The organism is Sorangium sp. So ce362 (assembly GCF_051519845.1).
Classification (GTDB): Bacteria; Myxococcota_A; Polyangia; order Polyangiales; family Polyangiaceae; genus Sorangium.
This window is the reverse complement of record NZ_CP150332.1, coordinates 6,894,117-6,918,605: the sequence shown is the minus strand read 5'-3', so window position 1 is coordinate 6,918,605 and position 24,489 is coordinate 6,894,117. Positions and strand designations below refer to the sequence as shown.

Here is a 24,489-nt window from a genome sequence, read left to right as displayed (position 1 = left end):
CACCGTGCTAGGGTCGGCCCATGCTCGCCCTTCGATCCTTGGCCTTGCCGATGGCGGTGGCCGCGTCGATGCTCGGCCCGGTGATCGCTTGCTCCGAGCGGCCTACGAGCTTTCCCGACCGCGACGGCGTCATCGCCGCCCAGGCCGAGTGGTGTGCCGCGCTCGCCAAGCTCCAGCGCGCCGGCGCGTCCTGGGAGCACCTCAACGCGTGCAAGGCCGCCTACCCGACCTCCTCGCCCACCTATCTCCGTGCGATGACGAGCTGCTTCTCGCGGCGGATGGAGGCCTCCACCGAGAGCTCGCCTGACCGGAGTCAGATCATCCTCGAGTGCAACGACGAGGTGGCCGTCAAGATCAACCCGGACGAGCCGACGGCGAAGCCCGTCATCGACTCCCGCTGCGCGCGCATGGCCCGCTGCGAGAAGATCCCCGTCGCAGACTGCAAGACCGCGTTCAGCAAGCTCGAGACGGCCCAGCGCGCGATGTTCACCTCGATCTACAACGGCGCCGGCCGCTACGAGATCATCGACTGCCTCGACAACGCGAGCTGCACCGACAACGAGGAGGCGGGCCGCCAGGCCTGTTACAAGCCCACCTCCGACGACCTGCTCTGGTTCCCGGACTGAGCCCGCGCCGCCGGCCCTCTCGTCCGCGCCTCGTTTCCAAGAAATCCCTGGTAGCGTGCTGCGCATGCGAACCGCCCGACCTCGAACCGGTCACCTCTCTCAGCCCGGCGCGCGACGTCAGCGCGCCGAGCGTTCTCACGCCCGCCCCGCCCACGCCCGCGCCGGAGCGGCGCGCCGCCTCGCCGGCGGCGGCCGCGGGCTCCTGCTCGCCGGCGGCGGCCGCGGGCTCCTGCTCGCGCGCGTCGTCGCGGCCGCGCTCGCCCTGATCGGGGCGTGGTTGCCCGCGACCGCGGCGCACGCGGCGGGCACCGTCACCATCGCCGATCGCGCGCCCAAGGAGGACGGCGGCCGCTGGAAGCTCAAGATGACGATCAACTACGGAGGGACGCCGCACCTCTCGCACATCCCGATGCTGTTCTCGTTCACGCCGACGGTGCACTACGAGCGAGCGCTCACCGACCAGTCGCCCGAGAAGCCGATCCTGAACCGCATCCCGCTCCAGAACCAGCAGTCGATCAACGAGAGCATGGACGTCGGCTTCTCCGACGGCAGCGGCAAGGTCTTCTCGATCACCAAGTTCGACTTCGTCCTTCGCCGCGATCGCGGCTTCGAGGCCGGCGAGTACGACCTCGTGATCAAGCGCGCGAGCGACGGCGTGCAGATGGGGCAGAGGCAGAAGATCACCCTGAAGGGCGACAACGAGATCATCGATCGCCGCGCGATCGTCTTCACCGGCGAGAAGAAGAAGAAGGACAAGGCGGACAGCGCCGGCGCCGAGACCGAGAAGAGCGACGGGGCCGAGGAGGAGCAGGCGTCCGACGCCGAGCCCGCGTCCGACCCCGCGGAGGCGCCCTCCGACGCCGAGATCCCGCCCGACGAGGCGCCGCCCCCGGTCTCGCCGAAGCAGGGCGGCTGCGGCTGCCGGCTCTCGCCCGAGGAGGTCTCGACGCCCCTCGCCTTGCCGCTCGTCGCCCTGGGCGCGGCGGCCGCGCTCGCTCGAAGGCGCCGCGCGCGCCGCGGCTAGCGTCGCACGCCGCGGTCGGGCGCACGCCGCGATCGGTCGCAGCGCGCACCGAGCACCCGTGCCTGCGCCGGCAGCCTGGGCGGACGGGTCTCTGTGAGACAGCCTCTGCGCTGGACGGCGCGCGCGGCCTCGGCCCGCGGCGCCCCCAACCTCGCGATCGCCCTTGCAGGGACCACCCGAGCCCGCAGACAATCCTCTGCCGACGCCGCCTGCCCGCGACTCCCTCGCGGGCCCGCCGTCCCAATCCAATCGATGAGCTCCCTAGTCCCTGCCCACCAGCACCCCCTGCTGTACGCGGTCTTCGTGCGCGTCTGGCTCCATGAGCTCTCGCGCGCCGCCAAGGCCAGGGTGACGCTCGCCAGCGTGCCCGACGCGGCGCTCGACCGGCTCGCCGCGCTCGGCGTCGACTACGTGTACCTGATGGGCGTCTGGACGCTCGGCCAGGAGGGCTCGCGCCTCTCGCTCACGCACCCCGACCTGCGCGCCGAGTACGACCGCGTGCTGCCGGACTGGACCGAGGCCGACGTGGCCGGCTCCCCGTTCGCCGTCGCGCGGTACGAGGTGAGCCCCGCGTTCGGCGGCGACGCCGCGCTCGCGGATCTGCGCCGGCGCCTCGCGGCGCGCGGCATCGGGATCCTCCTTGACTTCGTCCCCAACCACGTCGCGCGCGACCACCACTGGGTCAAGGAGAAGCCCGAGTGCTTCGTCGTCGGCGACGACGGCGCCCCGCTCAGCGGGCGCGACCCCTACATCCCGCCGTGGCCCGACACCGCCCAGCTCGACTACCGCCTCGCGGCGACGCGCGCCGCCTCCACCGAGGCGCTCCGCAGCGTCGCCTCGCGCTGCGACGGCGTCCGCTGCGACATGGCCATGCTCGTGCTCGACGACGTCTTCCGGCACACGTGGGCCAAGCGGCCGCCCGCAGCGCGACAGGCCGAGGCCACCGGCGAGTTCTGGGCGGAGGCCATCGACGCCGTCCGCCGCGACCACCCGAGCTTCGTCTTCATCGCCGAGGCGTTCTGGGATCTCGAGTGGCGGCTGCAGATGCTCGGGTTCGACTACACCTTCGACAAGAGCCTTTACGATCGGCTGAGCCACGCCTCCGCGTCCTCGGTCCGCGGCCACCTCGCGGCCACGCCCGACTACCAGCGGCGGAGCGTCCGCTTCATCGAGCACCACGACGAGCCGCGCATCGCGGCCGTGCTCCCGCCCGACCGGCGCCGGGCCGCGGAGTTCATCGCCGCGACGGTGCCCGGCATGCGGTTCATCCACCACGGCCAGCTCGAGGGGCGCACGGTGCGCGCCTCGCTGCACCTCGCCCGCGCCCCCGAGGAGCCGGTCGATCAGGCGTGCCTCGCCTTCCACGAGCGGCTCCTCGCCGCGGTGCGTCGTCCCATCCTGCGCACCGGGAGCTTCGCCACGCTCACCCCGCGCGGCCCGGGCGCCGACGCGTTCGTCGCCTACCGGTGGGAGCCGCTCCCGGCCTGCGGCGCGCCCCGCAGCGCGGCGCCGCTCGTGGCGGTGGTCAACTTCGCCCCGTCGCGCAGCGGGGGCCGCATCCCGCTCGACATGGCCGGCATCGCCGGCCGCAAGGTCCTGCTCGTCGACCTCATGACCGGCAACGAGCACCCGCGCGACGGCGACGAGCTCGTCGATCTGTCGCGCGGCCTCGGCGTCGAGCTCCCCGCGTACGGCACCCACCTCTTCGAGATCCGGCGCTGAGCGGCCGGCGCGCCCGGGTCGCTCCGAGCTTGGAGGTCCTCATGTCGGATGCCGGCGCGGCCGCGCCTCTCCGCCTCATCACCATCCCTTTCAGCCACTACTGCGAGAAGGCGCGGTGGGCGCTCGACCGCGCCGGCGTGCCGTACCGCGAGGACGCCTACCTCCCGCTCGCCCACGCGCTCCCGGCGCTGCGCGCGGGCGGGCGCCGCTCCGTGCCGGTGCTCGTCACGCGGGCGGGAGTGCTCGGCGACTCGACCGACATCCTGCGCTACGCCGACGCGTTCGTCCCGTCGGAGCACGCGCTCTTCCTCGGCGAGCCCGGCGCGCGCCGGGCCGAGGTCGAGGCGCTCGAGGAGCGCTTCGACCGCGAGCTCGGCCCCGCCGCCCGCCGCGTCGCGTATTTTCATCTCCTGCCCGACGAGGAGGCCGCCTTCGCCTTGATGAGCGGCTCGTTCCGCTCGCTCGATGGCGCCGGCGCGGCGCCGCGCTTCTGGCTCGGGCGCGGCGCCTTTCGCGCCTACTTTCCTGTCGCGCGCGCGGTCATGAAGCGCGCGATGCGCATCGACGCCGTCGGCGCCGACCGCTCGCGGGGGAAGATCCGCGCGGTCTTCGACGTGGTGAACGAGCGCCTGCGCGACGGGCGTCCGTTCCTCGTCGGCGACCGGTTCTCGGCCGCCGATCTCGCGTTCGCCGCGCTCGCCGCGCCGCTGCTCGTGCCCGAGCGCCACCCGGTGCCCCTCCCGCCGCCCGGCGCGCTGCCGTCCGGCCTCCGCGACCTCGTCGCGTCGCTCCGCGACGAGCCGGCCGGCGCGTTCGTCCAGCGCCTGTACCGCGAGCAGCGGCACCGGAAGGCCGGGCTCCACGCCGGCGGGTGACGCACGGCGCCGCCGCCGCGCTCACCCGCGCGCCGGCCCGCCCGCGCTCACCCGCGCGCCGGCACGCTCGCGAGCAGGTCCCGCACCGCCGGCCCTGCCTTCAGCGGCTCGCGATGCGCCCCGAAGTGCCGCGCGTGATCCCGGACCGCCCCGAGCGCCGCCTCGGGGGCGAGGCCGTGCCGGGCGCGCAGCCACGCCGCCAGCACGATGCCCGCGCGGCCCGCGCCGGAGGCGCAGTGCACAACGATGGGCGCGCCGCCTGCCTCCGCGCGCCGGAGCGCGACGAGCGCCTGCTCCAGCGCGTCGGGCGAGGGGATCGCGCCCCCCTCGAGCGGCACGTGCGTCACCCGGAGGAACTCGCGCTGGTAGCGGCCGAGGAGCGGGACCCGGTGGAGCGCCAGCTCCCCTTCGTCGAGCAGGCACAGCACCTCGCGCATGCCGTGCCGGGCCATGAAGCCGAGCCACGCCTCGATGGGGCCGTCGCTCGGATCGGGCTGCTGCGCGGCGCCCGGCGTCGGGGCCACGGACGAGCGGATCCCGGAGGCCGACCAGAGCGCCATCCCGAAGCCGGGGCGCTCCGCGCCGTGCACGACCCTGTCGAGCGGCGACGCGGACGCGAAGTTGAAGGGGACCGGCGTCGACTGCTCGCGCTCGCTCCGGTAGAAGAGCTCGAACTCCGCGACGGACGCCTCGAGCTCGGGGTCGTCGATCGAGCCCGGCCGCGCGCGCCGCACCTCGTTGATGGCCTCGGCCGGCGACCGGCCCAGCGACACGAGGCGGCACGCGAGCACCACCCCGGTGCGCCCGATGCCGCCCTCTCCGTGCACGACGATCGGCCGCGGCGCCCGGTCGAGGAACGCCACGGCGCGCAGGAGGTCCACGCTCGGGATGCGCGTGAAGTCCGCGAGCGGGCAGTGCAGGTGGACGAGCGAGCCGAGCGCGTGCGGCGGAGGCGCCCGCCGCGAGAGCGACACCATGCTGCGGAAGCCGAGCTCCGCGAGCTCCTCGACAGCCCGCGGCGCGTGGGGGTACGCCATGCCGGCGAGCTCGCCGGGGATGACGAAGGAGAAATGTTCGAGCTCACTCATGGCCGCCGCCTGGCGCGCACAGGGTCGTGGCCTGCGCCTCGCGGTAGGGGCTCTGCCCGCATCGGCCCTGGAGGTCGCAGCTCGCCCTGTCCCCCGTCGCCTCCTCGCGGATCGACGCGGCAGGGCGCTGCTCCGGGCCGTCGCGCATCGGTTGCGCGCTGCGTCCTCGGGCGAGCGAGGCGCCGGGCGGGGCGGAGGCGGCGAGGCTGCGGACCGCCGGGAGCGTGGGCCTGGGCGCGAGAGCATTCCTCATGGTGGGTCCGCATTGTAACGGTACTTCAGGGCCGCTTGGCAGCCGTCACGGCAAGCCCGGTTCGTCCTGGTCGCGGGGGAGGAGCGGGGAGCGGGGGAGGAGCGGCGGGGCCGAGCCGCGACGATCGCACGTCGCTCCTGGTTCCCTCGGCACGGTCCGGCGTGTATGAAGGGCCCGTGGTCCGCTACTCCCCCGCCCGGACGGCGATCCTGCGCCCCCTGATGCTCGTCGCGCTCGGGCTCGGGTCGGCCTGCAGCGGCGCCGCGTCTCCGGCGCCGCCGCTTCCCGGCGGAGGGGCGCCCGCGCCCCTGGCGGCGCCCGCGGTCCCCCGGCCTCAGGCCGCCCCTCCGCAGGAGGCGCCGCCCAGCGTGGCCGAGGCGCAGGCCTTCCTGGCCGGCGTCGACAGGGACCTGCGCAGGCTGCGGCTCCAGGCCGCGCGCGCGGCGTGGGTCAACCAGACCTTCATCACGGACGACACCGACGCGCTCTCCGCCTCCGCCGAGGAGGCGAGCATGGAGTACCTCAACCGCGCGATGAAGGCGGCGAGGCGCTTCGATGGCCTCGCGCTGCCCGCGGAGCTCGCCCGCCAGCTGACGCTCCTCAAGATCTCGACCACCCTGCCGGCGCCGAGCGACCCGGCGGAGCGCGCGGAGCTGGCCGCGCTCTCGGTCGAGATGACGAGCCTCTACGGCAAGGGCAAGTACTGCCCGGAGGGCAAGCCGGGACGCGCCGCGCCAGCGGCGGGCGCGGCGGCGCCGAAGTGCCTCGCGCTCGACGCGCTCTCCAGCATCCTGAAGACCAGCCGCAAGTGGGACGAGCTGCTCGATGCGTGGGCGGGCTGGCACGCGATCGCCCCGCCGCTGCGCCCGAAGTTCGAGCGCTACGTCGCCCTCGGCAACAAGGGGGCCGCGGAGGTCGGCTTCCCGGACGTCGGCGCGCTCTGGCGGGCCGGGTACGACATGCCCCCCGACGCGTTCGAGGGCGAGACCGAGCGGCTCTGGGGCAAGCTGAAGCCGCTCTATGATGAGCTGCACTGCTACGTGCGCGCGAGGCTGCGCGCGATCCACGGGAAGGACAGGATCGGCGACAAGGCCCCGATCCCGGCGCACGTGCTCGGCAACATGTGGGCGCAGGAGTGGTCGAACGTCTACGCGCTCATGGAGCCGTACAAGGGCCAGCCCTCGCTCGACGTGACGCGCAAGATCAAGGCGAAGAAGCTCGACGAGAAGCAGATGGTCTCGCTCGGCGAGCGGTTTTTCACCTCGCTCGGCTTCGACCCGCTGCCGGCGACGTTCTGGGAGCGGTCGCTGCTCAAGAAGCCCGTCGATCGCGAGGTCGTCTGTCACGCGAGCGCGTGGGACGTGGGCGACCGGGACGATCTCCGCATCAAGATGTGCATCGAGCCGACCGAGGAGGATCTCATCACGATCCACCACGAGCTCGGGCACATCTATTACAACCATCAGTATTACAAGCTCCCGATCCTGTTCCAGGCGGGCGCCAACGACGGCTTCCACGAGGGGATCGGGGACACGCTCGCCCTCTCCGTGACGCCGAGCTACCTGAAGACGCTGGGGCTCATCGACAGGGTGCCCGCGGACGACAAGGGGCTCATCAACTTCCTCTTCAAGAAGGCGCTCGACAAGATCGCGTTCCTGCCGTTCGGCAAGCTCATCGACCAGTGGCGGTGGGACGTCTTCTCGGGCAGGACGAAGCCGGCCGACTACAACAAGGCGTGGTGGGCGCTCCGGCTCAAGTACCAGGGCGTCGCGCCGCCCGTGCCGCGCAGCGAGGCCGATTTCGACCCGGGGGCGAAGTTCCACGTCCCGGCGAACGTCCCGTACACGCGGTATTTCCTCGCGCACATCTATCAGTTCCAGTTCCACCGGGCGCTCTGCAAGGCGGCCGGGCACACGGGGCCGCTCCATGCGTGCTCGATCCACGGCAGCGAGGCCGCTGGCGAGAAGCTGCGCGCCATGCTGTCGCTCGGCGCGAGCCGCCCGTGGCAGGAGGCGATGCAGGCGATGACGGGCGAGACCGGGGCCGATCCGAGCGCGATGCTGGAGTACTTCGAGCCGCTCAGGAGGTGGCTCAAGGAGCAGAACAAGGGTGAAGTCTGTGGGTGGTAATCGAGCGTAGGTGAGCTGTGCGTGTCTTCGTCGCTGTTGATCCAGGAGCCGAGCTCCTCGCCAAGGTCGGAGAGCTCCTGCGGGAGATCTCGCCCCGGGCCCCGTCCGCCAAGTGGGTGGAGCCTGCCGGGTTGCATATCACGCTCGCCTTCATGGGCGAGATCGGAGAGGAGCGCCTGCCGCTCGTCATCGCGGCGGCCGGGAGCGTCGCCGCCTTCCACAGGCCGCTCAAGTTGAGCATCGAGAAGGGCGGCGCGTTCGGTACGCGGCGCCGCCCGCGCGTGCTCTGGCTCGGCGTGGGCGGCGCGGTCGGCGCCCTCACCGCGATCCACCGCGACCTGGAGCAGACGCTCTCGATGTCGACGGGCTATGTGCCGGAGGACCGGCCGTTCGCGCCGCACCTCACCCTCGCCCGGTCGCGCGACCCGCGCGGCGATCCGGCGCTCGACGCGTGCGCTCAGGCGGTCGGCAACGTCGACTTCGGCGAGACGAGGATCGAGGAGATCATCGTCTACCAGAGCGAGATGACCCCGAAGGGCGCGCGCTACACGGCGCTCGCGCGCGTACCGCTGGAGGGGATCGGCGCCCCGGAGCAGGGGCGCTGAGCTTCGCCCGTCGAGGCGACAGCGTCGCTCTCGAGCTCCTCGGCGCGCCTCGGGCCCGGGCGCCGGCCCGGGCCCGAGGCGCGCCGCCTCCGCGAGCTCGTCAGCGCTTGCGCGGGGCGGGGATGAGCCCGAGGCGCACCGCCTCCTTGTAGGCGAACGAGCGGCTCAGCCCGAGCAGCCGGCCCGCCGTCGCCGCGTTGCCGCCGGCGGCCCGGAAGGCGCGCGCGAACGCCTCGCGACGCGCCCTCTCCAGCGCCTCGACCAGCGGCTCCACCGGCTCCTCCGGCGGCGCGTCCCCGAGCCACAGCGGCGCTCCGGCGGGCTCGACAAGCAGCGCGCCGGGGCGCTCCGGCGCGTCGCCGACGACGGGATCGATGTCCTCGCGCCGCAGCACGAGCTGCCTGCCGGCGGCGCTCTTGCCCTCCGCGATCGTCCGGCGCAGCGCGGCGCGCTGCACGGTGTTCTTCAGCTCGCGGACGTTGCCTGGAAAGGCGCCCTGCGTGAGCGCGAGCAGCGCCGGCCCGGTGAAGTCCACGCGCTCCGCGCCGAGCTCGGCCGCGACCTCCGCGGCGAAGCGCTCCGAGAGCGCCGGGATGTCCTCGCGCCGCTCGCGCAAGGGCGGCACGCAGATCGGGTAGACCCAGAGCCGGTGGAACAGATCGGCGCGGAAGCGACCCTCCGCGACCTCCCGCCGGAGATCGCGGTTCGTGGCCGCGACGACCCGCACCTCGACGCGGCGCGCCCGGTCCTCGCCCACGGGCTGGATCTCCCCCTCCTGCAGCGCGCGCAGGAGCTGCGCCTGCGCCGGGAGCGGGAGCTCGCCGATCTCGTCGAGGAAGAGCGTCCCGCCGTGCGCCGCCTCGAACCGGCCGGCGCGCGCCGCCGTGGCGCCGGTGAAGGCGCCTTTCCTGTGGCCGAAGAGCTCCGACTCGACGAGCTGGGCCGGTATCGCCGCGCAGTTGACGATCACGAGGGCCCGCCCCGCCCGGGGCGACCGCTCGTGCAGCGCGCGGGCGACGAGCTCCTTGCCCACGCCCGTCTCGCCCGTGATGAGCACCGGCCCGGGCAGCGGGGCGAGCATCGCGATCTCGCGCTCGATCCGCTGCATCGCGGCCGACCTGCCGGGCAGCGCCGGGCCCCCGGACGCGCCGCTGAGCGCGAGGCCCGCCTCCGTGGCGAGGGCCGGCGCGGGGCCGGCGTCGAGCCGCAGCGCGCCGGCGCAGAGCCCCGCGAACACGCGCGCGTCCTCGTCGCGCAGGCCGCGGAGGCCGTGGGGATCGCAGGCGTCGAGCGTGAGCAGCCCCGCGAGGCGGCCCTGCACGTGGAGCGGGACCGCCATGCAGGCGTGGATCGGGTTGATCTCGCCGGCGCTGCCAAGCAGCCAGCCGCTGTAGGGGTCCGGCTCGCTCGGGTCGAGGAACCGGATCGGCCCGGCCGCGAGGGCCGCCCTGCGGAGCCGCGGGTGCTCCGCGGGCCGGAAGCTGATCCCGAGGGCGGCCGGCGACAGCCCGATCTGCGCGGCGACGCCGACCGACCCGTCCTCTGCGGCCGTGAGCACCGAGAGCGCGTCTGCCGCCGTCACCTGCGCGAGCGCGCGCAGGATCCGCTGCAGCGCCTCGTCGCGGACGGGCGCTTCGGACAGGCTGAGCACGGCGTCGATCAGGGTCACGGGGTTCCTCGAGGAGACGGATGCCACGGCGGTTTCCTTCCGGAAACCACCGCAGGAGACACCCTGGGGGCCGGCGGCGCAAGCGCGGCTCGGCGCCTTGCGGGCGCGGCGTCGCCGGAGCTGCCGCGCGCGGTCGCGGGCCTGGTTTCCTGGAGGAAACCGTCGCCCGACGCGGCGCGCGCCGGGCGGGCGGGATCGGCGCGATCTGCGGGAGAGACGCTCATGGCACGGCCCGTGCGATGTCCTGTGCGCCGGCGGGGGAGCTGGATGGCGAAGAAAACGGCTGGCGCGCGGGCACCGCGCCCGGCTCGGAGGGTTGTCATGGGATTGAACGTGGGCCTGCTGCGGGAGAGCTTCGAGCTTGTGATCGAGAGGGAGCCCAACCTCACACACCGTTTCTACGGCATCCTGTTCTCGCGGTATCCGCAGGTGAAGCCGCTCTTCGGGCGCAACAGCCAGGACCAACAGGAGAAGATGCTCACGGAGGCGCTCGCCGCGGTCATCGACCGGCTGGAAGACGCGTCCTGGCTCGAGGAGAAGCTCATGGCGATGGGGGCCAAGCACGTCGACTACGGCGTCACGGACGCGATGTACCCCTGGGTCGCCGACGCGCTGATCTCGGCGATGGCCGAGGTCGCCGCCGCCGACTGGACCCCCGAGCACCAGCAGGCCTGGACGGACGCGCTCGGCGCGATCGCCTCGCTCATGCAGCGCGGAGCGAAGACGTACTGCGCCGGCCGACCCGACGCGTCGGTGTCCGCGGCGCAGGTCGGCGGCTAGCGCGCCGATTCGGCAAAGTATCAACGAATTCGCTATATTATGATTTGGCGCGCGCGTCGCGCCCGCCTCTCCGCGCGCCAGGGATCGCTGGCGCGCGGAACCAGGGCGACGGCGACGCTGATGCGCTCGCGCTTCGTCTTCGCCTCGAAATAGAAATAGTCGGCCTTCGACTTCATGGCTCCTCCCGCGCGCGCACGTCACGGAGCGTGACGGCGCGCGCGATCGACCACCGCGCCGCTCAGGGGTAGAGCCGCTCGACGCGCCAGCGGTCGCCGTCGCGGAGGTAGAGCACGCGGTCGTGCAGGCGGCTCTCCTGGCCGCGCCAGAACTCGATGCGCTCCGGCACCACGCGGTAGCCGCCCCAGAACGCCGGCCGGGGCACCGGCCGTCCCTCGAAGCGGGCCTCGATCTCGCGCACCCGCGCGACGAGCTCCTCGCGCGAGGGCAGCGGCGCGCTCTGCCGCGACGCCCACGCGCCGATCTGGCTGCCCCGCGGGCGGGTCTCGAAGTAGGCGTCCGACTCTGCGTCACTGATCCGCTCGATGCTGCCCTCGACGCGGACCTGCTCGGCCGCCTTCGCCCAGTGGATGCACAGCGCGGCGAACGGGTTCGCCGTGAGCTCCAGCGCCTTGCGGCTCTCGTGGTTGGTGAAGAACACGAATCCGCGCTCGTCGATGCCCTTCAGCAGCACCATCCGCGCCGAGGGGCGCCCGGACGCATCCGCCGTGGCCAGCGTCATGGCGGTCGCGTCGGTCGGTTCAGTGGTTTGCCGCTGCTCCAGGAGCTCGCGCGCGAGGGCGAAGGGGTCGGTCGGCTCGTTGGTCATGGTGAAATTGCGGCATGCATATACAGGCAGCGAGCGCGCCTGGCGAACCCGAACGAGCCCCTTGGCCCTGCGCGCGCCCTGTCGAGGCGGCGAGGACACAAGGGGCGCACGTTCTCTCGGCGGCGATGCGCGCGCCCTCGCGGCGAGGAGGGCGTGGAGGCTCTTCCTTCCGGGTTTCCGGGAAAGCTCGCGTTGTCGCGCACTCTCCGTTTTGATACTAGCGAAGACGCAGAGCGAGGACATGCATGGGCGCACCGGTCAGCGAGGGGGACGTCCTCGCGGAGAAATACCAGGTCGAGCGCGTCCTCGGAGAAGGCGGGATGGGCGTGGTGGTCGCCGCCCGCCATCTCCTGCTCGGCGAGCGGGTGGCCATCAAGTTCCTGCTGCCGCAGGCGCTGTCGCGCCCGGAGCTCGTGGCCCGCTTCCTGCGGGAGGGGCAGGCCGCGGCGCGCATCCGGAGCGAGCACGTGACGCGCGTGTACGACGTCGGCAAGCTCGCCGGGGGCGAGCCGTACCTCGTGATGGAGCACCTCGAGGGGATCGACCTCAAGGAGCTCCTGCGCGACCGCGGGCCGCTGCCGGTGGAGCTCGCGTGCGACTACCTGCTGCAGGCGTGCGAGGCGCTGGCGGAGGCGCACGCGCTCGGGATCATCCATCGGGATCTGAAGCCGGGCAATCTGTTCCTGAGCCAGCGGGCGGACGGCAGCCCGCTGATCAAGGTGATCGATTTCGGCATCTCCAAGATGGCCCTGGCGGCGGAGACGACGGCGCCCGAGGTGTCCGACATGACGCAGACATCGACGATGCTGGGCTCTCCGCTCTACATGGCGCCCGAGCAGATGGTCTCCTCGAAGACGGTCGATGCGCGCGCCGACGTCTGGTCGATGGGCGCGATCCTGGTACAGCTGCTCACGGGGGCCACGCCCTTCCATGGCGAGTCGGTGATGGAGATCTACGACCGCATCCTGGAGGGGCCGCCGCCGCTCCGCGGTCTGCGCGCCGACGTGCCCGAGCGCCTCGAATGGGCGGTGCACCGCTGCCTCCAGAGGAATCCTGGCGAGCGATTCGGCAACATCGCCGAGCTCGCCGCGGAGCTCGCCCGGTTCGCGCCGCCGCACGCGCAGCACCTGGCCGAGCGGGCGGCGCGCGTGCTGCGGATCCGCCTCGACGGGCTCGCCGAGGGCGGCGCGGAGGGGCGCCGCGAGCTCGCGTCGCCGCGGCGCCCGCTCTCCACGGCGCCCGGGCCCGCCAGCGCGCCGCCGCAGCCCGGCGGCAGCTCGGGCGGCCCCGGCGTGCCGGCCATCTCCGCGTGGTCCGGCGCGCCCGCGGCGCTCGTGGCCGACGGCGCGGCCGCGGATCGCTCCTGGGGCGGCGCACGCGCCTCCGCGAGCCTTGGTCGCACCGGGGCGCGCACGTTCGGGATCGCGGCGGGCCTCGCCGCGGCGCTCCTTGTCGGCGCGGGCTTCGGGTGGGTCGCGCTCCGCCCTTCGGCGCCGGGCACGGAGCTCGGCGCCTCCCTGTCGCCGGAGACGCCGCGGCACGGCGAGGCCGCGCCCGTGACGCTGCCCGGGCCCGAGACCGGCAAGCTCCCGGAGCTGCTCGACGGCGGCCCCGCGCCGGCGCCAGGCGCGCCCGGGGCTTCGCGTGCGCTGCCGCCGGCGAGCGAGCCCACGGCGCGGCCGGCGAGCGCTCCCGCGCCGGTCGTACGGCCGCCGGTGCGGCCTGCGCAGCCGCTGCCTCGGCGCCCGCCGCCCCCTCCACAAGACCTCTTCTCTGATCCGCGATGACTGACGTCCGTTGAGCCTCGGCGGTAGGCCTCGCCGGTGGGGATCCGTGCAGGCGATGATCAGAAGGATGCTGAGCGGGAATATAGCTTGGCCCGACCTCCAAACGGGATTCGTGGCTACCGCTCTGTTTCAAATGTCTGCCTTGGAGAGACATCGGGTGCATCGCCGGAGCGCCTCGGCGCGTGTCAGGCGCATTCCACCTGAATGCCCCGATTGACTCCATGGGCAAGACCATGCCATTCGACAGCGATGAACGGCGGCGAGCGGCCGAGCGGGCCTATCGGCTGCCTTGGGGCCCGCGGGCCATGGCCTCTGCGACTGCAGACCTGGCTCTTTCGCCCGGGCAATAGATCATGTGGGCGCCACGGCGCCTGTCAGGTAGAATGCGTCCCATGACAAAGCAGCGAACGACCTTGGCTTTCTGGATGTCCCTCTCGCTGGTTGGCAGCGCGTGTCTCGCGCTGGGCGCCGGCGCATGCAGCGATGACGGGGCGACCAGCTCCGGCGACACAACGTCCGGCCCGGGGAGCCAGGGCTCCACCGGGACGACGGGGGCCGGGAGCGGGACGGGGGCCGGGAGCGGGACGGGGGCCGGGAGCGGGACGGGGGCCGGGAGCGGTTCCGGTGGTGCCGGCGGCAGCACGCCGGCGACCGGGAGCACCACGGGACAGGGCGGCGCGGGCGGCGGCGAGCCGCTGGCGTGCGACGCCAGCGCCGCTCCCGACGTCGGGAAGCTGGCGCTCGCTCCCGTCGTCACCGGCCTGGACAAGATGGTTTACGCCGCTCAGCCGAAGGGATCGAGCGACTGGTACCTCGTGCAGCAGACCGGGCAGATCCGCGTGTTCACGGGCGGCGCGCTGCGGCCGGCGGTCTTCCTCGACGTGAGCAAAGACATCCAGCTCCTCAGCGGTTCGTTCGACGACGAGCGCGGGCTCTTCACCATCGCGTTTCCGCCCGACTACGCGACGAGCGGCAAGTTCTACATCATGATGACGCCGACCGCGGGCGCGAGCATGAACCGCGACACGGTGCTCGAGTACCAGCGCTCCGACGACCCTTACGTGGCCAACCCGACGCCCACGAAGACGATCCTGCAGCTCGACAGCTCCATGGTGAACCACAACGGCGGCCATATCGCGTTCGGGCCCGACGGCATGCTCTACGTCGGCACGGGCGACGGAGGCGGTTCCTGCAACAGCGACAAGCCCGGGACACCGCAGGACCCGAGCTCGCCGTTCGGCAAGATCCTGCGCCTCGATCCGAACGCTCCCGCGCCGTACGCCGCGGCCGGAAATCCCTTCCCGGGCGACGGCGCGCGGACCTGGCATTACGGCATGCGCAATCCGTGGCGCTTCGGCTTCGATCGCGCGACGGGCGACCTCTACATCGGCGACGTCGGCCAGAATGATTACGAGGAGGTCGACTTCGCTCCCGCGGGCGTGTCGGGGCTGAACTTCGGCTGGGCGAAGCACGAGGGCGACCACGCGGATACCTGCCCCGGACGCAACCTGCGTGAGGGCACGACGCACACGCGGCCCATCGTCGACATGGACAGGCGGCGGAGCGCGACGGGGCCGTTCCGCGATTACGTATCGGTCATCGGCGGCTTCGTGTACCGGGGCAGCGAGGTGCCGCAGCTCAAGGGTGTGTACCTGTTCGGCGACTACACAGGAGCGCGCATGGGCGCGCTCGTCCAGTGCGGGGACAAGACGTCGCCCCTCACGCTCCTGAACAAGAACCCCGATCCGAACACGCCCAACGCTCCGGCGTTCACGCGCCAGGGCGGCCTGCCGGCGTTCCAGGCGCTCACCGCGATCGTCGAGGACAACGCCGGCGAGCTCTACTTCGTGGCGAACCGCAACAGCCTCGTGAAGATCGTCCCCGGGACGTGAGCGAGCGCGCAGGGCGCGGGCGCCGGATAGCCGGCGCCTCGCGCCCTGCCTCCAGCGCGCGCCCGCCTGTGCGCGCACATCCCGGCGCGCGCGTCGATGCGCGTCCGCTTCGCATCACCGCAGCAACCCTCCATTGCCGCAGCAACCGTCGTGCCGCGTCCGCTCGCCGCGGGCGCAGCGCCCCCCTTCCGAGCGCCCAGCGAATGTGCTTCGCTTGCGCCGCTCATTCAGGAGGAGCCCCATGAAGAATGTCTTGACCGTGCTTGTGGCGCTCGGCGCCGTGTGTCTCATCGGCTGCGAGGACAAGCACCAGCAGGCGACGCCCGAGCCGGCGAAGGCCGCGACCACGGCCGAGCCGGTGAAGCCCGCGCCCAAGGCGGCCGAGCCCGCGCAGACGGCGCCGGCCGAGACCGCCAAGCCGGCGAGCACCGGCGGCTGGTGATCGGCGCGGCGGCTCGGCCCGCTGCCCCGTGGCATCGGCGCATGGCCGCGCTCCGCCTCGCGCTCTCGCTCGGCCTCGCCGCCGCGGCCTGCGACGGCCGCCCCGCGGGGCCTGCCCCCGGCGGCGGCCCCGCCTCCGCGGCGCCGGCCCCCGGCGGCGGCGGCCCCGACCCGCTCGATCCGCTGCGGCGCTTCGAGGCGTCCCGGCGCGCCGCGACCGATTTCTCCCGCCTGCCCAGCTCCGACCGGCTGCTCGGGCCCGATCCGATCGCGCTTCGCCCCGTGGATCCGCGGGGTCGCCCCGCCGCGCCGGGCGCGCCCGCGCTGCTCTCGCCGCTCCGCGGCCGCGACGCGCTCGTCCTGCTCGACGCGTCGCTGCGCGAGCTCTCCCGGGCCCCCGCGCCGGCCTCGCCGACGGGGGTCGCAGTCATGCCGTCCGGCGAGGTCTTCGCGAGCGGCGAGGCGTCGCCCGTCCTCTTCCGCTACGTCGTGCGCGGCGCCTCGCTCGAGCCCGCGGGGCGCATCGAGCTCGCGGGACTCCACGGCGTCCGTGACGTCGCGGCCGGCCCCGAGGGCGTCCTCTATGCGCTCGACGAGCGCGCCGGCGCGCTCCTCACGCTGCGCCCTGGTCCCGCCCGCGCGGACGGGCGCCTCGAGGTCGAGCGCTGGGACGAGCCGATCGGCGCCGGCCCGTTCCGCGTCGTGCGCCTCGCGCGCCACCTGATCGTCGACTGCCTCCTCGACCACACGCTCGTCGTGCTCCCGGTCGGCGCCGACGGCCGCCCGCTTCCGGGCGGCGCGGCGCGCATCCGCCACGACGGCCCGATCTGGAGCTTCGACGCGCTCGAGACGGCCGACGCCGGGGGCGGGCTCCTGCTCGCCGCGGGCGGGGTCGAGGATCGCCCGCTCGACCGGACCGGCGGCTCGTTCGGCTACATCGACTCGTTCGTCTTCCTCTACCGCGTCACCACCGGCGCCCGGCCCGAGGCGGCGCGCCTCTCGGCCGTGAACGTCTCGGAGCTCGGCGTGCTCACCCCGAAGGCGATCGCGCTCTCGGCGCTCCCGGGCGCGGCCGGCGTGCGCGTGGTCGCGACCGGCTACGGCGGCGACCGCCGGGCCGAGCTCCTCTTCCGCGCGACGGACGCCGGCCTCTCGGCCGCGCCGGAGGTCTCCACCCGCCCGCTCGCCCCCGGCGTCGCCGGCATGGTCGCGCTCGGCGGCGGCGCCTTCGCCTATGCGAACCCCCTGCTCGACGCGTGGCTGCTCGACGCGGGCGACGAGGGCAGCGTCTCGAAGCGGCCGGTCCAGGACGGCGGCGAGGACGCTCGCTCCGAGGAGCTCCGCCTCGGAGAGGCGCTCTTCTTCACGTCGCTGATGGCGCCCTGGAACCGGACCGACGGGCCGCTCAGCCGGTTCACGTGCGAGACGTGCCACTTCGAGGGCTACGTCGACGGCCGCACGCACCACACGGGCCGCGGCGACGTGCGCGCCACGACCAAGCCGCTGCTCGGCCTGTTCAACAACCGCCCCCACTTCTCCCGCGCCCTCGATCCGGATCTCACCGCGGTGGCGGACAACGAGTTCCGCGTCGCCGGCGCGCTGAGCGGCCACGACCCGTGGTTCCCCCTCTCCGCCGCCGACGCCCCGTGGCTCGTCGATCTCGGGCTGGCCGACGCCGCGCGCGCCGGGCTGCCGCCCGAGGCGCTCCGCCGCGCGCTCATGAGCTTTCTCATGGCGTTCTCGCACCGCGCGAACCCCGCCGCCCTCGGCCGCTCGCGCTTCACCCCGCTCGAGCGCGAGGGCGCCCGGGTGTTCCGGGATCGCTGCGCGCGCTGCCACGCGCCCGTGCTCCGCAGCGACGATCCCGGCTCCGCGGCGCCGTTCGAGCGCTGGGAGGAGCTCGTGCTCGCGCCCGAGGGGGCGATCGTGTGGGGCCGGGCCGGGTACGAGAAGACCGGCGTCGTGCCGTACGTGCACGAGGATGGCGCGCGGGTGCCGTCGCTCCGGCGGCTCTACAAGAAGCGGCCGTACTTCACGAACGGCTCGGCGAAGAGCCTGCGGGAGGTGCTCGAGCGGGCGCGCTTCGGTGACACGGGCGGCCGCGCCGCCGCCGACGGCGGGCCGAGCGCCGCCGCCGCGTCGGGGGCCTTCTTTCACGACGGCGCCCCCGCGGGCGAGGACCTCGGCGCGCTGGACGCCGGGGCGATCGAGGCGCTGCTCGCCTTCCTCGATCTACTCTGACCGCGCGGATCCCGCAGCGTCGCCGCGCGATCCGCGGTAAATAGGCGAGATGCGACTTCACCCCACGTTCCCGCGCCCGTCGGCGGCGGCCATCGACAAGGCGCGCCGGCTCCTCGAGCGCGCGCTCGGCCCCTCGAAGGTCATCACGTCGGCCGAGGGATGCGCCGCCTACGCGGGGGACGAGTCGGATCAGCCGCCGGTGAGCCCGGATGCGGTCGTGCTCGCGTCCTCGGCGGCCGACATCGAGAAGGCGGTGCGAGCGGCGAGCGAGGCGGAGGTGCCGGTCGTGCCGCGCGCCGCCGGCAGCGGCAAGTCGGGCGGCGCGGTGCCTGTGGCGGGCGGCATCGTCATCGCCACCATCGGCATGAGCTCCATCAAGGAGATCAGCCGCGAGGAGCAGGTCGCGGTCGTCGAGCCGGGCGTCATCCTCGCCGACCTGCACGCGGCCGTGGAGGCCGAGGGGCTCTTCTACCCGCCCGATCCGAACTCGCTCAAGATGTGCGCGCTCGGCGGCAACATCGCCGAGAACGCCGGCGGCCCGCGCGCCTTCAAGTACGGCGTCACGCGCGAGTACGTGCTCGGCCTCGAGGCGATCCTCATCGACGGCACGCGCCTCCGCACCGGCCGGCGCACGGTGAAGGGCGTGACGGGCTACGACGTCACGGCGCTGCTCGTCGGCAGCGAGGGCACGCTGGCGATCACGACCGAGGCGACGCTCCGGCTGATCGCGAAGCCCCCGTCGGTCATGACGCTGCTCTGCCTGTTCCCGGACGTGCACGCGAGCGGGCGCGCCGTGAGCGCCCTCGTCGCGGCCGGCGTCGTGCCGCGCTGCCTCGAGCTGCTCGACCGCTCGACGCTCGACGCGGTCCGGGCGCGCGGCGTCGGGGTCGACGAGCGCTCGGGCGCGATGCTGATCATCGAGGTCGACGGCGAGCCCGCGGACTGCGAGGTCCAGACCGAGCGGGTGGGGGAGGTCTGCATGGACGCCGGGGCGCTCGACGTCCTCGTCGCGCAGGACAAGGCGCAGCGCGACCGGCTCTGGGAGGCGCGCCGCCAGCTCTCGCCCACGACGCGCGCCATGGCGCGCTACAAGATCTCCGAGGACGTCGTGGTCCCGCGCAACAAGATCCCGGCGCTGCTCGACGAGGTCGCGGAGATCTCGGCGGCGACCGGCGTCCGCATGCTGACGTACGGCCACGCCGGGGACGGCAACCTCCACGTCAACCTGCTCTGGAACGATCCGGAGCTCGTCCCCCAGGTGGAGATCGCGCTGTCGCGCCTGTTTCACGCGGTGATCGGCATGCGCGGCACGCTGAGCGGCGAGCACGGCATCGGGACGTCGAAGGCCGAGTTCCTCGCGCTCGAGCAGTCGCCGGAGCTCATCGCGCTCGAGCGCCGGATCAAGGCGGTCTTCGACCCGAAGGGCCTGCTCAACCCGCACAAGATCTTCCCGCGGCGCGCGCTCACCGCGGTCGAGCGGGGCGAGCGCGACGGGGGGACCGAGCGCGCGCCGGGCTTCCCGACCCACGTCGCGGCGCCGTCGCACGGGGCTTGCTAGTCGATGCGGGTCCTCGGCATCGATCCCGGCTCGCGCCACCTGGGCTGGGGCCTGCTCGTGCGGCAGGGCACGCGCATCGAGCACATCGCGCATGGCGTCATCGACGTCGACACGACCGGGACGTTCGCCGGCCGGCTGGTGGAGATCGACGACGAGCTCGGCAAGGTGATCGCCGCGCACGCGCCCGACGCGGCGGCGGTGGAGAGCCTGTTCTTCGCGAAGGACGCGCAGAGCGCGGCGAAGCTCGGCCACGCGCGCGGGGTCGTGCTGCTGCGGCTGGCGCGCGCCGGCGTGCCGATCTCGGAGTATGCGCCGGCGCTGGTGAAGCGGACCATCGTCGGCCGGGGCGCGGCCGAGAAGGCGCAGGTGGCGCAGGTGATGACCGCGGTCCTGCGCCTCGCCGCGCCCCCGCGGCCGGACGCGGCCGACGCGCTCGCCATCGCGATGACCCACCTCAGCGCCGCGGGCTTCGCGGCCGCGCTGGCGGCGTCCGGCGCGCCCGTCCGGTCCCGGGCCAGACCGCGACGGGCGCGCCCGGGTTGAGCGTGGGCCTGCGGGGCGCGGCGGCTGGGCTCGACGTGGATCCGCCGGGCGCGACCCGGGCGGTTCGGGCGCACACCCCGTGTGCTATGGAGCCTGCATCGGACGCGCCCGCGCCGCGTCCAAGGTGAAAACGTGCGGCGCGCCCCGGCTTCAGCGAGGGCGGCGGTCGCCGGGGGAACCGGCGGTGCATCACCGGCGCCCCTGTCTCACGAAGCGCGGAGGCGACACGCCTCTGGACATCAAAGGAGATCGGGAAGGATGACGCGAACCTCACTTTACCGCCTGGCCGCCGCGTGCCTCATCGGGCTGACGGCGCCTGTCACGGTCGTGCTCGCGACCGCCGGCGAGTCCCAGGCAGCGGGCCCTACCGCCGAGGAGCTCGGCAGGCGCGTCCAGCAGTTCTACGACTCCACGAAGACCTTCAAGGCGAGCTTCACGCAGACCTACACGATCAAGGTCCAGGACGTGAAGAAGGTCTCCACTGGCAAGGTGATCTTCGAGAAGCCCGGCAAGATGAGCTGGGTCTACGACGCGCCGAACGGGAACCGCGTCGTCTCCGACGGCGTCACGATCAAGGTCTACGAGAAGGACAACGAGCAGATGTTCGAGACGCCGGTGAAGGGCTCCCAGTACCCGGCGGCGCTCTCGTTCCTGATGGGCAAGGGGCAGCTCACGAAGGATTTCTCGCTGCGCCTGCTCGACCCGGCGCAGATGAAGTTCGAGGGCGGCTATGTCCTCGAGGGGACGCCGAAGGAGGCGACCCCTGCCTATCAGAAGATGCTCCTCTACGTGGACGGGCAGACCAACCAGGTCCGGCGCGTGCTGATCCTCGACGCGCAGGGCAACCGGAATCGGTTCGACTTCGCGTCGCCGGTCGTCAATCAGCCGACCGCGAAGAACGAGTTCGACTTCACGCCCCCTCCCGGCACGCGCGTCGTCCGCCCCTGACGTCATCCCGCCATGTTTCCGGCGCGGAGCCCCGCCGCGCTGCCACTGCCCACAGATCGAGGAAGCGGAGCGTCACGGCGCCCGCGCTCCTAGCCGGCCGCGCGACGTGCCGATGCTGCTGGGAGATCTGCCCGGCGCGTCCCTGCCGTGGTAGAAATATCGTGTGATGCTTCGATCCGACGGGTGTGAGCGACAGCTCCGAGACTGCCGTTGCCCGCCTCGGATCGTCGCCGCTTCTGGCGGCTCCACGTGTGCGGTGGCGGTTCGTCTCGGCTGAAGGTCACCCGCTGTCACGAGGATTTCGCGAGAGCGCTCGATCCATGAACAACGCCCACGGACGCCGTCCCGATTTCCCCGGCCTGCCGCAGCAACCCCGGCCGGCGGAGCGCCCGAGCGAGCATGCCCAGCCTGGTGGCGGGCAGGTTCGCTCGGGGTCCCCGGCGCACGGCGCGGGGCAGCTCTCCTCGGGACAGCCGCCGCACTGGCCGCAGGGGCACGGGCAGCATGGGCATGCGCCTCCGGGACACGGGCATGCGCCTCCGGGACACGGGCATGCGCCTCCGGGACATGGGCATGCGCCTCCGGGACATGGGCATGCGCCTCCGGGACACGGGCATGCGCCTCCGGGACACGGGCATGCGCCTCCGGGACACGGGCATGCGCCTCCGGGCTACGGGCACGCGCCGCCGGGCTACTGGCCGCCAGCCCGTGCGCCGATGCCAGCGCAGGGCCCTGCTCCGCCGCACGGCGCTCCCGCGCTGTACGGCGCCGCGCACCCTGCGCCCGCGCATCCCCACGCCGGCTACCCTGCGGTCATCCGGGTAGCGCGAAGGCCCGACCCGGATCGGCGGCGGCGCATCGCCGGGCTGTGGCTGTGGGCCAACGGCATCATCGCGGGCGCGGTCCTCAACCTGATCTTCACGCTCTTCGGCGTGATCGAGTCCGGGGGGAGCATGCTGAGCGCCATGCTCGTCGGAGCGCTCTTCGCGTTCCCGCCGCTCGTCCTCTACCTCTTCGTCCCGATGGTCATCGATCGGTACGATCCTGAGCCGTGGTGGTGCCTGCTGATGGCGTTCCTGTGGGGTGCGCTCGCGGCGACCGGCTTCTCGATCCTGATCAACACCGGCGTCCACGTCGGCGTCTCCAGCAACTTCGGCGAGCCGGTGGGCGAGCTCGTCAGCGCGTCGGTCAGCGCCCCGTTCGCGGAGGAGCTCTTCAAGGGGCTCGGCGTGTTCGGCTTCTTCTACTTCTTGCGCCGGGAGTTCGACGGCATCGTCGACGGCATCATCTACGCCACGTTCTGCGCGCTCGGCTTCGCCGCGGTGGAGAACGTGCTCTATTACGCGCGCGCCTCGATGCAGGGCAGCGACGTGCTCGCCGGGACCTTCGTCCTGCGCGGCGTGTTCACGCCCTGGCTCCACCCGCTGTTCACGTCGATGACCGGGATCGGCTTCGGCCTGGCCCGGGAGTCGTCGAAGACCTGGGTGCGCGTCGCGGCCCCGATCGGCGGCTACCTGCTCGGCGTCGCGCTGCACGCGGTGTGGAACTTCCTCCCGACCGCGCTGGGGCGCGCGATGGGGGACCTCTTCATGCCGTGGCTGCTGCTCTGGCTATGCTTCGTCGCGTCGTTCTTCGGGATCATCGTGGCGCTCGTCGTCCGCAAGGGCTGGGTGATCCGGGATCATCTGCGCGACGAGGTCGCGCTCGGCATGCTCACCCAGGACGAGCTCGAGCTCGTCTGCTCGCCGATCGGCCGGCTCCGGTGCACCCTCGGCTGGCGCGGGGCCACCGGGCGGAGCTTCATCCGCGCCGGCGCGCGGCTCGCGCTCAGCAAGTGGCACACGGCGCGCGCGCTGGAGGGGCGGAACCGGACGATCAGCGCCGACTTCATCGGTCCGCTCCGCCACGAGATCGCGCAGCTCCGGCAAGAGCTCCACGCCCGCTCTCCTCGCTAGACTGCCGCTCTGGAGCTGGAGCCCAGGCGCGCGGTGGGGGGTCAGCTCTGTGAGCCGGTTGTGTCGTCTGTGATGGGGCGGGGGGCGGGGCGGTCCTCGCGCCGCTGCACGGGCTTCGCGGGGATGCCGACGACCGTCGTGTTCGGCGCGACGTCGTGCACGACCACGGCGTTGGCGCCGATCCGGGCGCCGTCGCCGACCGTGACGCCGCCGACGATCTTGGCGCCCGCGCCGATGAAGAGGTCGCTCCCGAGCACCGGCGTCTGACGCCGGTCGGCGCCGATCGTCACCTGGTGCTCGATGAGCACGTTCGTGCCACCACGGACGTTGCCGTTGATGACGACACCGTTCGAGTGGATGAGCACGAAGCCCGGCCCGAAGTCCGCGCCCCGCCCGATGACGCAGCCGCCGGCGAGGTTGGTCGCCTTGTTGAGCAGCATCTCGACCACGGGCATCCGGTGGGCTCGCGCGGCCTGCGTGAACCGGTAGAGGACCATCGCCGCCGTGCCGTCGGTCGCCAGCGTCTTCAGGAGCGTCGGCAATGGGTCGCTGCCGTAGCACCATGTCGCCTTCTTGCGCACGTCGGCAGCGATGAGTCGCAAAGTCCGCAGCATCCCCGCGAGACTAGCGCACCTCGCCCCGACCGTGCGAGCTTTCGCCGCGCGACCGTGCACCCCCTCTGCTGCGCGGGCCCACCTCCAGGAGAGACCGCGGCGCATTCTCCTCCGGAGGAGCCGGCGCACCGCGCTGTTGCCCTCCGGTCATCGGCCCGTCACATCGCTCGGGTACACGCGCTATTCAGCATGTCGCGGATTTTGGTCATCGAGGACGAGCCGGCGCTCCAGAAGGTGCTCGATTACAACCTCAGGCAAGCCGGGCATGAGGTGCTCCTCTCGGGGCAGGGCGGTGAGGGGGTCCGGCTGGCCTTGGACCAGCGACCCGATCTCGTCTTGCTCGATCTCATGTTGCCCGACATCTCGGGCACCGAGGTGTGCCGCGCTCTCCAGCAGAGCGACGACACCCAGCGTATCCCCGTGATGATCGTCTCGGCGCGCGGGGACGAGGTCGACCGCATTGTCGGCTTCGAGCTCGGCGCCGTCGATTACGTCGTCAAGCCGTTCAGCGTGCGGGAGCTCGTGCTGCGCGTGCAGGCCGTGCTCCGCCGCGCGAAGTCCTCCGGGGACGGGGAGCGGTGCATCGAGTTCGGGTGTCTCCGGATCGACGAGGGCGCACATCGCGTGTGGGTCGATCGCGAGGAGGTCGAGCTGACGCTCCTCGAGTTCAAGCTCCTCGTCGCGCTGTACGAGGCGCGCGAGCGCGTGCAGACGCGCACCGCGCTCCTCGACGGCGTCTGGGGCATCGACGTGAGCATCACGACGAGGACCGTGGACACCCACGTCAAGCGCCTGCGCGACAAGCTGCGCCGCGCGGGCGATTACATCCAGACCGTCCGCGGTATCGGCTATCGATTCGCCGCGTCGCCCGACGTGCCCGAGAGCCGCAGCGCGTGATCGCGATGCCGGGCGA

The 24,489-nt window shown here is 73.1% G+C and carries 22 protein-coding genes; 16 read left to right on the top strand and 6 right to left on the bottom strand.

Going from position 1 to position 24,489, the window contains the following annotated elements:
- Positions 1–20: 20 nt before the first annotated feature.
- From WMF17_RS26350 to WMF17_RS26335, 4 genes are all read left to right on the top strand, one after another.
- Positions 21–626 carry a hypothetical protein gene (locus WMF17_RS26350; RefSeq protein WP_437595918.1) on the top strand — a complete coding sequence of 202 codons (606 nt, stop codon included), beginning with the start codon at positions 21–23 and terminating at the stop codon, positions 624–626.
- Between the two features lie 64 nt (positions 627–690).
- Positions 691–1,650 carry an MYXO-CTERM sorting domain-containing protein gene (locus WMF17_RS26345; RefSeq protein WP_437643895.1) on the top strand — a complete coding sequence of 320 codons (960 nt, stop codon included), beginning with the start codon at positions 691–693 and terminating at the stop codon, positions 1,648–1,650.
- A 252-nt stretch (positions 1,651–1,902) separates the two neighbouring features.
- Entirely contained in the window at positions 1,903–3,372 is a 1,470-nt protein-coding gene (locus tag WMF17_RS26340; RefSeq protein WP_437643894.1) for an alpha-amylase family glycosyl hydrolase, read from the top strand.
- A 41-nt stretch (positions 3,373–3,413) separates the two neighbouring features.
- Complete coding sequence (locus tag WMF17_RS26335) at positions 3,414–4,247, top strand: glutathione S-transferase family protein (RefSeq protein ID WP_437643892.1); 834 nt, start codon at positions 3,414–3,416, stop codon at positions 4,245–4,247.
- Positions 4,248–4,294: 47 nt separating this feature from the next.
- Here WMF17_RS26335 and WMF17_RS26330 read toward each other — a convergent pair whose 3' ends face one another.
- Both WMF17_RS26330 and WMF17_RS26325 read right to left on the bottom strand, forming a co-directional pair.
- Complete coding sequence (locus WMF17_RS26330) at positions 4,295–5,335, bottom strand: phosphatase domain-containing protein (protein WP_437643890.1); 1,041 nt, start codon at positions 5,333–5,335, stop codon at positions 4,295–4,297.
- The gene (locus WMF17_RS26325) at positions 5,328–5,588 is read right to left on the bottom strand and encodes a hypothetical protein (RefSeq protein ID WP_437595912.1); all 261 of its coding nucleotides are present in this window, start codon (positions 5,586–5,588) and stop codon (positions 5,328–5,330) included. Before WMF17_RS26325 ends, WMF17_RS26330 begins: the two co-directional genes overlap by 8 nt.
- A 221-nt stretch (positions 5,589–5,809) precedes the next feature.
- Between WMF17_RS26325 and WMF17_RS26320 the strand changes: the two genes are divergently transcribed.
- Positions 5,810–7,717 (top strand): M2 family metallopeptidase, encoded by a 1,908-nt coding sequence (locus WMF17_RS26320; protein ID WP_437651396.1) that lies wholly within the window; start codon positions 5,810–5,812, stop codon positions 7,715–7,717.
- 17 nt (positions 7,718–7,734) lie between these two features.
- On the top strand, positions 7,735–8,322 hold the full coding sequence (gene thpR, locus WMF17_RS26315) for an RNA 2',3'-cyclic phosphodiesterase (RefSeq protein ID WP_437595911.1): 588 nt from the start codon (positions 7,735–7,737) through the stop codon (positions 8,320–8,322).
- Between the two features lie 100 nt (positions 8,323–8,422).
- On the opposite strand, the gene WMF17_RS26310 is transcribed toward thpR, so the two are convergent.
- The gene (locus tag WMF17_RS26310; protein WP_437595910.1) at positions 8,423–10,018 is read right to left on the bottom strand and encodes a sigma 54-interacting transcriptional regulator; all 1,596 of its coding nucleotides are present in this window, start codon (positions 10,016–10,018) and stop codon (positions 8,423–8,425) included.
- A gap of 294 nt (positions 10,019–10,312) precedes the next feature.
- Between WMF17_RS26310 and WMF17_RS26305 the strand changes: the two genes are divergently transcribed.
- Positions 10,313–10,771 (top strand): globin domain-containing protein, encoded by a 459-nt coding sequence (locus tag WMF17_RS26305; RefSeq protein WP_437595909.1) that lies wholly within the window; start codon positions 10,313–10,315, stop codon positions 10,769–10,771.
- Positions 10,772–10,803: 32 nt separating this feature from the next.
- On the opposite strand, the gene WMF17_RS26300 is transcribed toward WMF17_RS26305, so the two are convergent.
- A complete protein-coding gene (locus WMF17_RS26300) occupies positions 10,804–10,947 on the bottom strand; it encodes a hypothetical protein (RefSeq protein WP_437595908.1) in 144 nt (47 codons plus the stop codon).
- Positions 10,948–11,009: 62 nt separating this feature from the next.
- Positions 11,010–11,597 (bottom strand): pyridoxamine 5'-phosphate oxidase, encoded by a 588-nt coding sequence (gene pdxH, locus WMF17_RS26295; RefSeq protein WP_437595907.1) that lies wholly within the window; start codon positions 11,595–11,597, stop codon positions 11,010–11,012.
- 245 nt (positions 11,598–11,842) lie between these two features.
- Between pdxH and WMF17_RS26290 the strand changes: the two genes are divergently transcribed.
- The 8 genes from WMF17_RS26290 (at position 11,843) to WMF17_RS26255 (ending at position 22,962) form a co-directional block, all read left to right on the top strand.
- Positions 11,843–13,384, top strand: a complete 1,542-nt coding sequence (locus WMF17_RS26290) for a serine/threonine-protein kinase (RefSeq protein WP_437643889.1) — start codon at positions 11,843–11,845, stop codon at positions 13,382–13,384.
- Between the two features lie 392 nt (positions 13,385–13,776).
- Positions 13,777–15,276: a PQQ-dependent sugar dehydrogenase gene (locus WMF17_RS26285; protein WP_437643887.1), complete on the top strand. Its 1,500-nt coding sequence runs from the start codon at positions 13,777–13,779 to the stop codon at positions 15,274–15,276.
- A 241-nt stretch (positions 15,277–15,517) separates the two neighbouring features.
- Positions 15,518–15,718: a hypothetical protein gene (locus WMF17_RS26280; protein ID WP_437595901.1), complete on the top strand. Its 201-nt coding sequence runs from the start codon at positions 15,518–15,520 to the stop codon at positions 15,716–15,718.
- A 41-nt stretch (positions 15,719–15,759) separates the two neighbouring features.
- Positions 15,760–17,958 (top strand): hypothetical protein, encoded by a 2,199-nt coding sequence (locus tag WMF17_RS26275; protein ID WP_437643885.1) that lies wholly within the window; start codon positions 15,760–15,762, stop codon positions 17,956–17,958.
- 49 nt (positions 17,959–18,007) lie between these two features.
- Positions 18,008–19,516, top strand: a complete 1,509-nt coding sequence (locus WMF17_RS26270; protein ID WP_437595899.1) for an FAD-binding oxidoreductase — start codon at positions 18,008–18,010, stop codon at positions 19,514–19,516.
- A gap of 3 nt (positions 19,517–19,519) precedes the next feature.
- Entirely contained in the window at positions 19,520–20,059 is a 540-nt protein-coding gene (gene ruvC, locus WMF17_RS26265) for a crossover junction endodeoxyribonuclease RuvC (protein WP_437595898.1), read from the top strand.
- 258 nt (positions 20,060–20,317) lie between these two features.
- On the top strand, positions 20,318–21,007 hold the full coding sequence (locus tag WMF17_RS26260) for a LolA family protein (protein WP_437595897.1): 690 nt from the start codon (positions 20,318–20,320) through the stop codon (positions 21,005–21,007).
- Positions 21,008–21,723: 716 nt separating this feature from the next.
- On the top strand, positions 21,724–22,962 hold the full coding sequence (locus WMF17_RS26255) for a PrsW family intramembrane metalloprotease (protein WP_437595896.1): 1,239 nt from the start codon (positions 21,724–21,726) through the stop codon (positions 22,960–22,962).
- Between the two features lie 41 nt (positions 22,963–23,003).
- Here the strand turns inward: WMF17_RS26255 and WMF17_RS26250 are convergent, their stop codons facing one another.
- A complete protein-coding gene (locus WMF17_RS26250) occupies positions 23,004–23,576 on the bottom strand; it encodes a serine O-acetyltransferase (protein ID WP_437595895.1) in 573 nt (190 codons plus the stop codon).
- A gap of 189 nt (positions 23,577–23,765) precedes the next feature.
- Here WMF17_RS26250 and WMF17_RS26245 point away from each other — a divergent pair, with 189 nt between their 5' ends.
- Positions 23,766–24,473: a response regulator gene (locus WMF17_RS26245; protein ID WP_437595894.1), complete on the top strand. Its 708-nt coding sequence runs from the start codon at positions 23,766–23,768 to the stop codon at positions 24,471–24,473.
- The last annotated feature ends 16 nt before the right edge of the window (positions 24,474–24,489 follow it).

What these genes read in the sequence shown, in the direction of transcription:
- WMF17_RS26350 (WP_437595918.1), top strand. Translation starts at nt 21, where the DNA reads ATGCTCGCCCTTCGATCCTTGGCCTTGCCGATGGCGGTGGCCGCGTCG.
- WMF17_RS26345 (WP_437643895.1), top strand. Translation starts at nt 691, where the DNA reads ATGCGAACCGCCCGACCTCGAACCGGTCACCTCTCTCAGCCCGGCGCG.
- WMF17_RS26340 (WP_437643894.1), top strand. Translation starts at nt 1,903, where the DNA reads ATGAGCTCCCTAGTCCCTGCCCACCAGCACCCCCTGCTGTACGCGGTC.
- WMF17_RS26335 (WP_437643892.1), top strand. Translation starts at nt 3,414, where the DNA reads ATGTCGGATGCCGGCGCGGCCGCGCCTCTCCGCCTCATCACCATCCCT.
- WMF17_RS26330 (WP_437643890.1), bottom strand. Translation starts at nt 5,335, where the DNA reads ATGAGTGAGCTCGAACATTTCTCCTTCGTCATCCCCGGCGAGCTCGCC.
- WMF17_RS26325 (WP_437595912.1), bottom strand. Translation starts at nt 5,588, where the DNA reads ATGAGGAATGCTCTCGCGCCCAGGCCCACGCTCCCGGCGGTCCGCAGC.
- WMF17_RS26320 (WP_437651396.1), top strand. Translation starts at nt 5,810, where the DNA reads ATGCTCGTCGCGCTCGGGCTCGGGTCGGCCTGCAGCGGCGCCGCGTCT.
- WMF17_RS26305 (WP_437595909.1), top strand. Translation starts at nt 10,313, where the DNA reads ATGGGATTGAACGTGGGCCTGCTGCGGGAGAGCTTCGAGCTTGTGATC.
- WMF17_RS26300 (WP_437595908.1), bottom strand. Translation starts at nt 10,947, where the DNA reads ATGAAGTCGAAGGCCGACTATTTCTATTTCGAGGCGAAGACGAAGCGC.
- pdxH (WP_437595907.1), bottom strand. Translation starts at nt 11,597, where the DNA reads ATGACCAACGAGCCGACCGACCCCTTCGCCCTCGCGCGCGAGCTCCTG.
- WMF17_RS26290 (WP_437643889.1), top strand. Translation starts at nt 11,843, where the DNA reads ATGGGCGCACCGGTCAGCGAGGGGGACGTCCTCGCGGAGAAATACCAG.
- WMF17_RS26285 (WP_437643887.1), top strand. Translation starts at nt 13,777, where the DNA reads ATGACAAAGCAGCGAACGACCTTGGCTTTCTGGATGTCCCTCTCGCTG.
- WMF17_RS26280 (WP_437595901.1), top strand. Translation starts at nt 15,518, where the DNA reads ATGAAGAATGTCTTGACCGTGCTTGTGGCGCTCGGCGCCGTGTGTCTC.
- WMF17_RS26275 (WP_437643885.1), top strand. Translation starts at nt 15,760, where the DNA reads ATGGCCGCGCTCCGCCTCGCGCTCTCGCTCGGCCTCGCCGCCGCGGCC.
- WMF17_RS26270 (WP_437595899.1), top strand. Translation starts at nt 18,008, where the DNA reads ATGCGACTTCACCCCACGTTCCCGCGCCCGTCGGCGGCGGCCATCGAC.
- ruvC (WP_437595898.1), top strand. Translation starts at nt 19,520, where the DNA reads ATGCGGGTCCTCGGCATCGATCCCGGCTCGCGCCACCTGGGCTGGGGC.
- WMF17_RS26260 (WP_437595897.1), top strand. Translation starts at nt 20,318, where the DNA reads ATGACGCGAACCTCACTTTACCGCCTGGCCGCCGCGTGCCTCATCGGG.
- WMF17_RS26255 (WP_437595896.1), top strand. Translation starts at nt 21,724, where the DNA reads ATGCCAGCGCAGGGCCCTGCTCCGCCGCACGGCGCTCCCGCGCTGTAC.
- WMF17_RS26250 (WP_437595895.1), bottom strand. Translation starts at nt 23,576, where the DNA reads ATGCTGCGGACTTTGCGACTCATCGCTGCCGACGTGCGCAAGAAGGCG.
- WMF17_RS26245 (WP_437595894.1), top strand. Translation starts at nt 23,766, where the DNA reads ATGTCGCGGATTTTGGTCATCGAGGACGAGCCGGCGCTCCAGAAGGTG.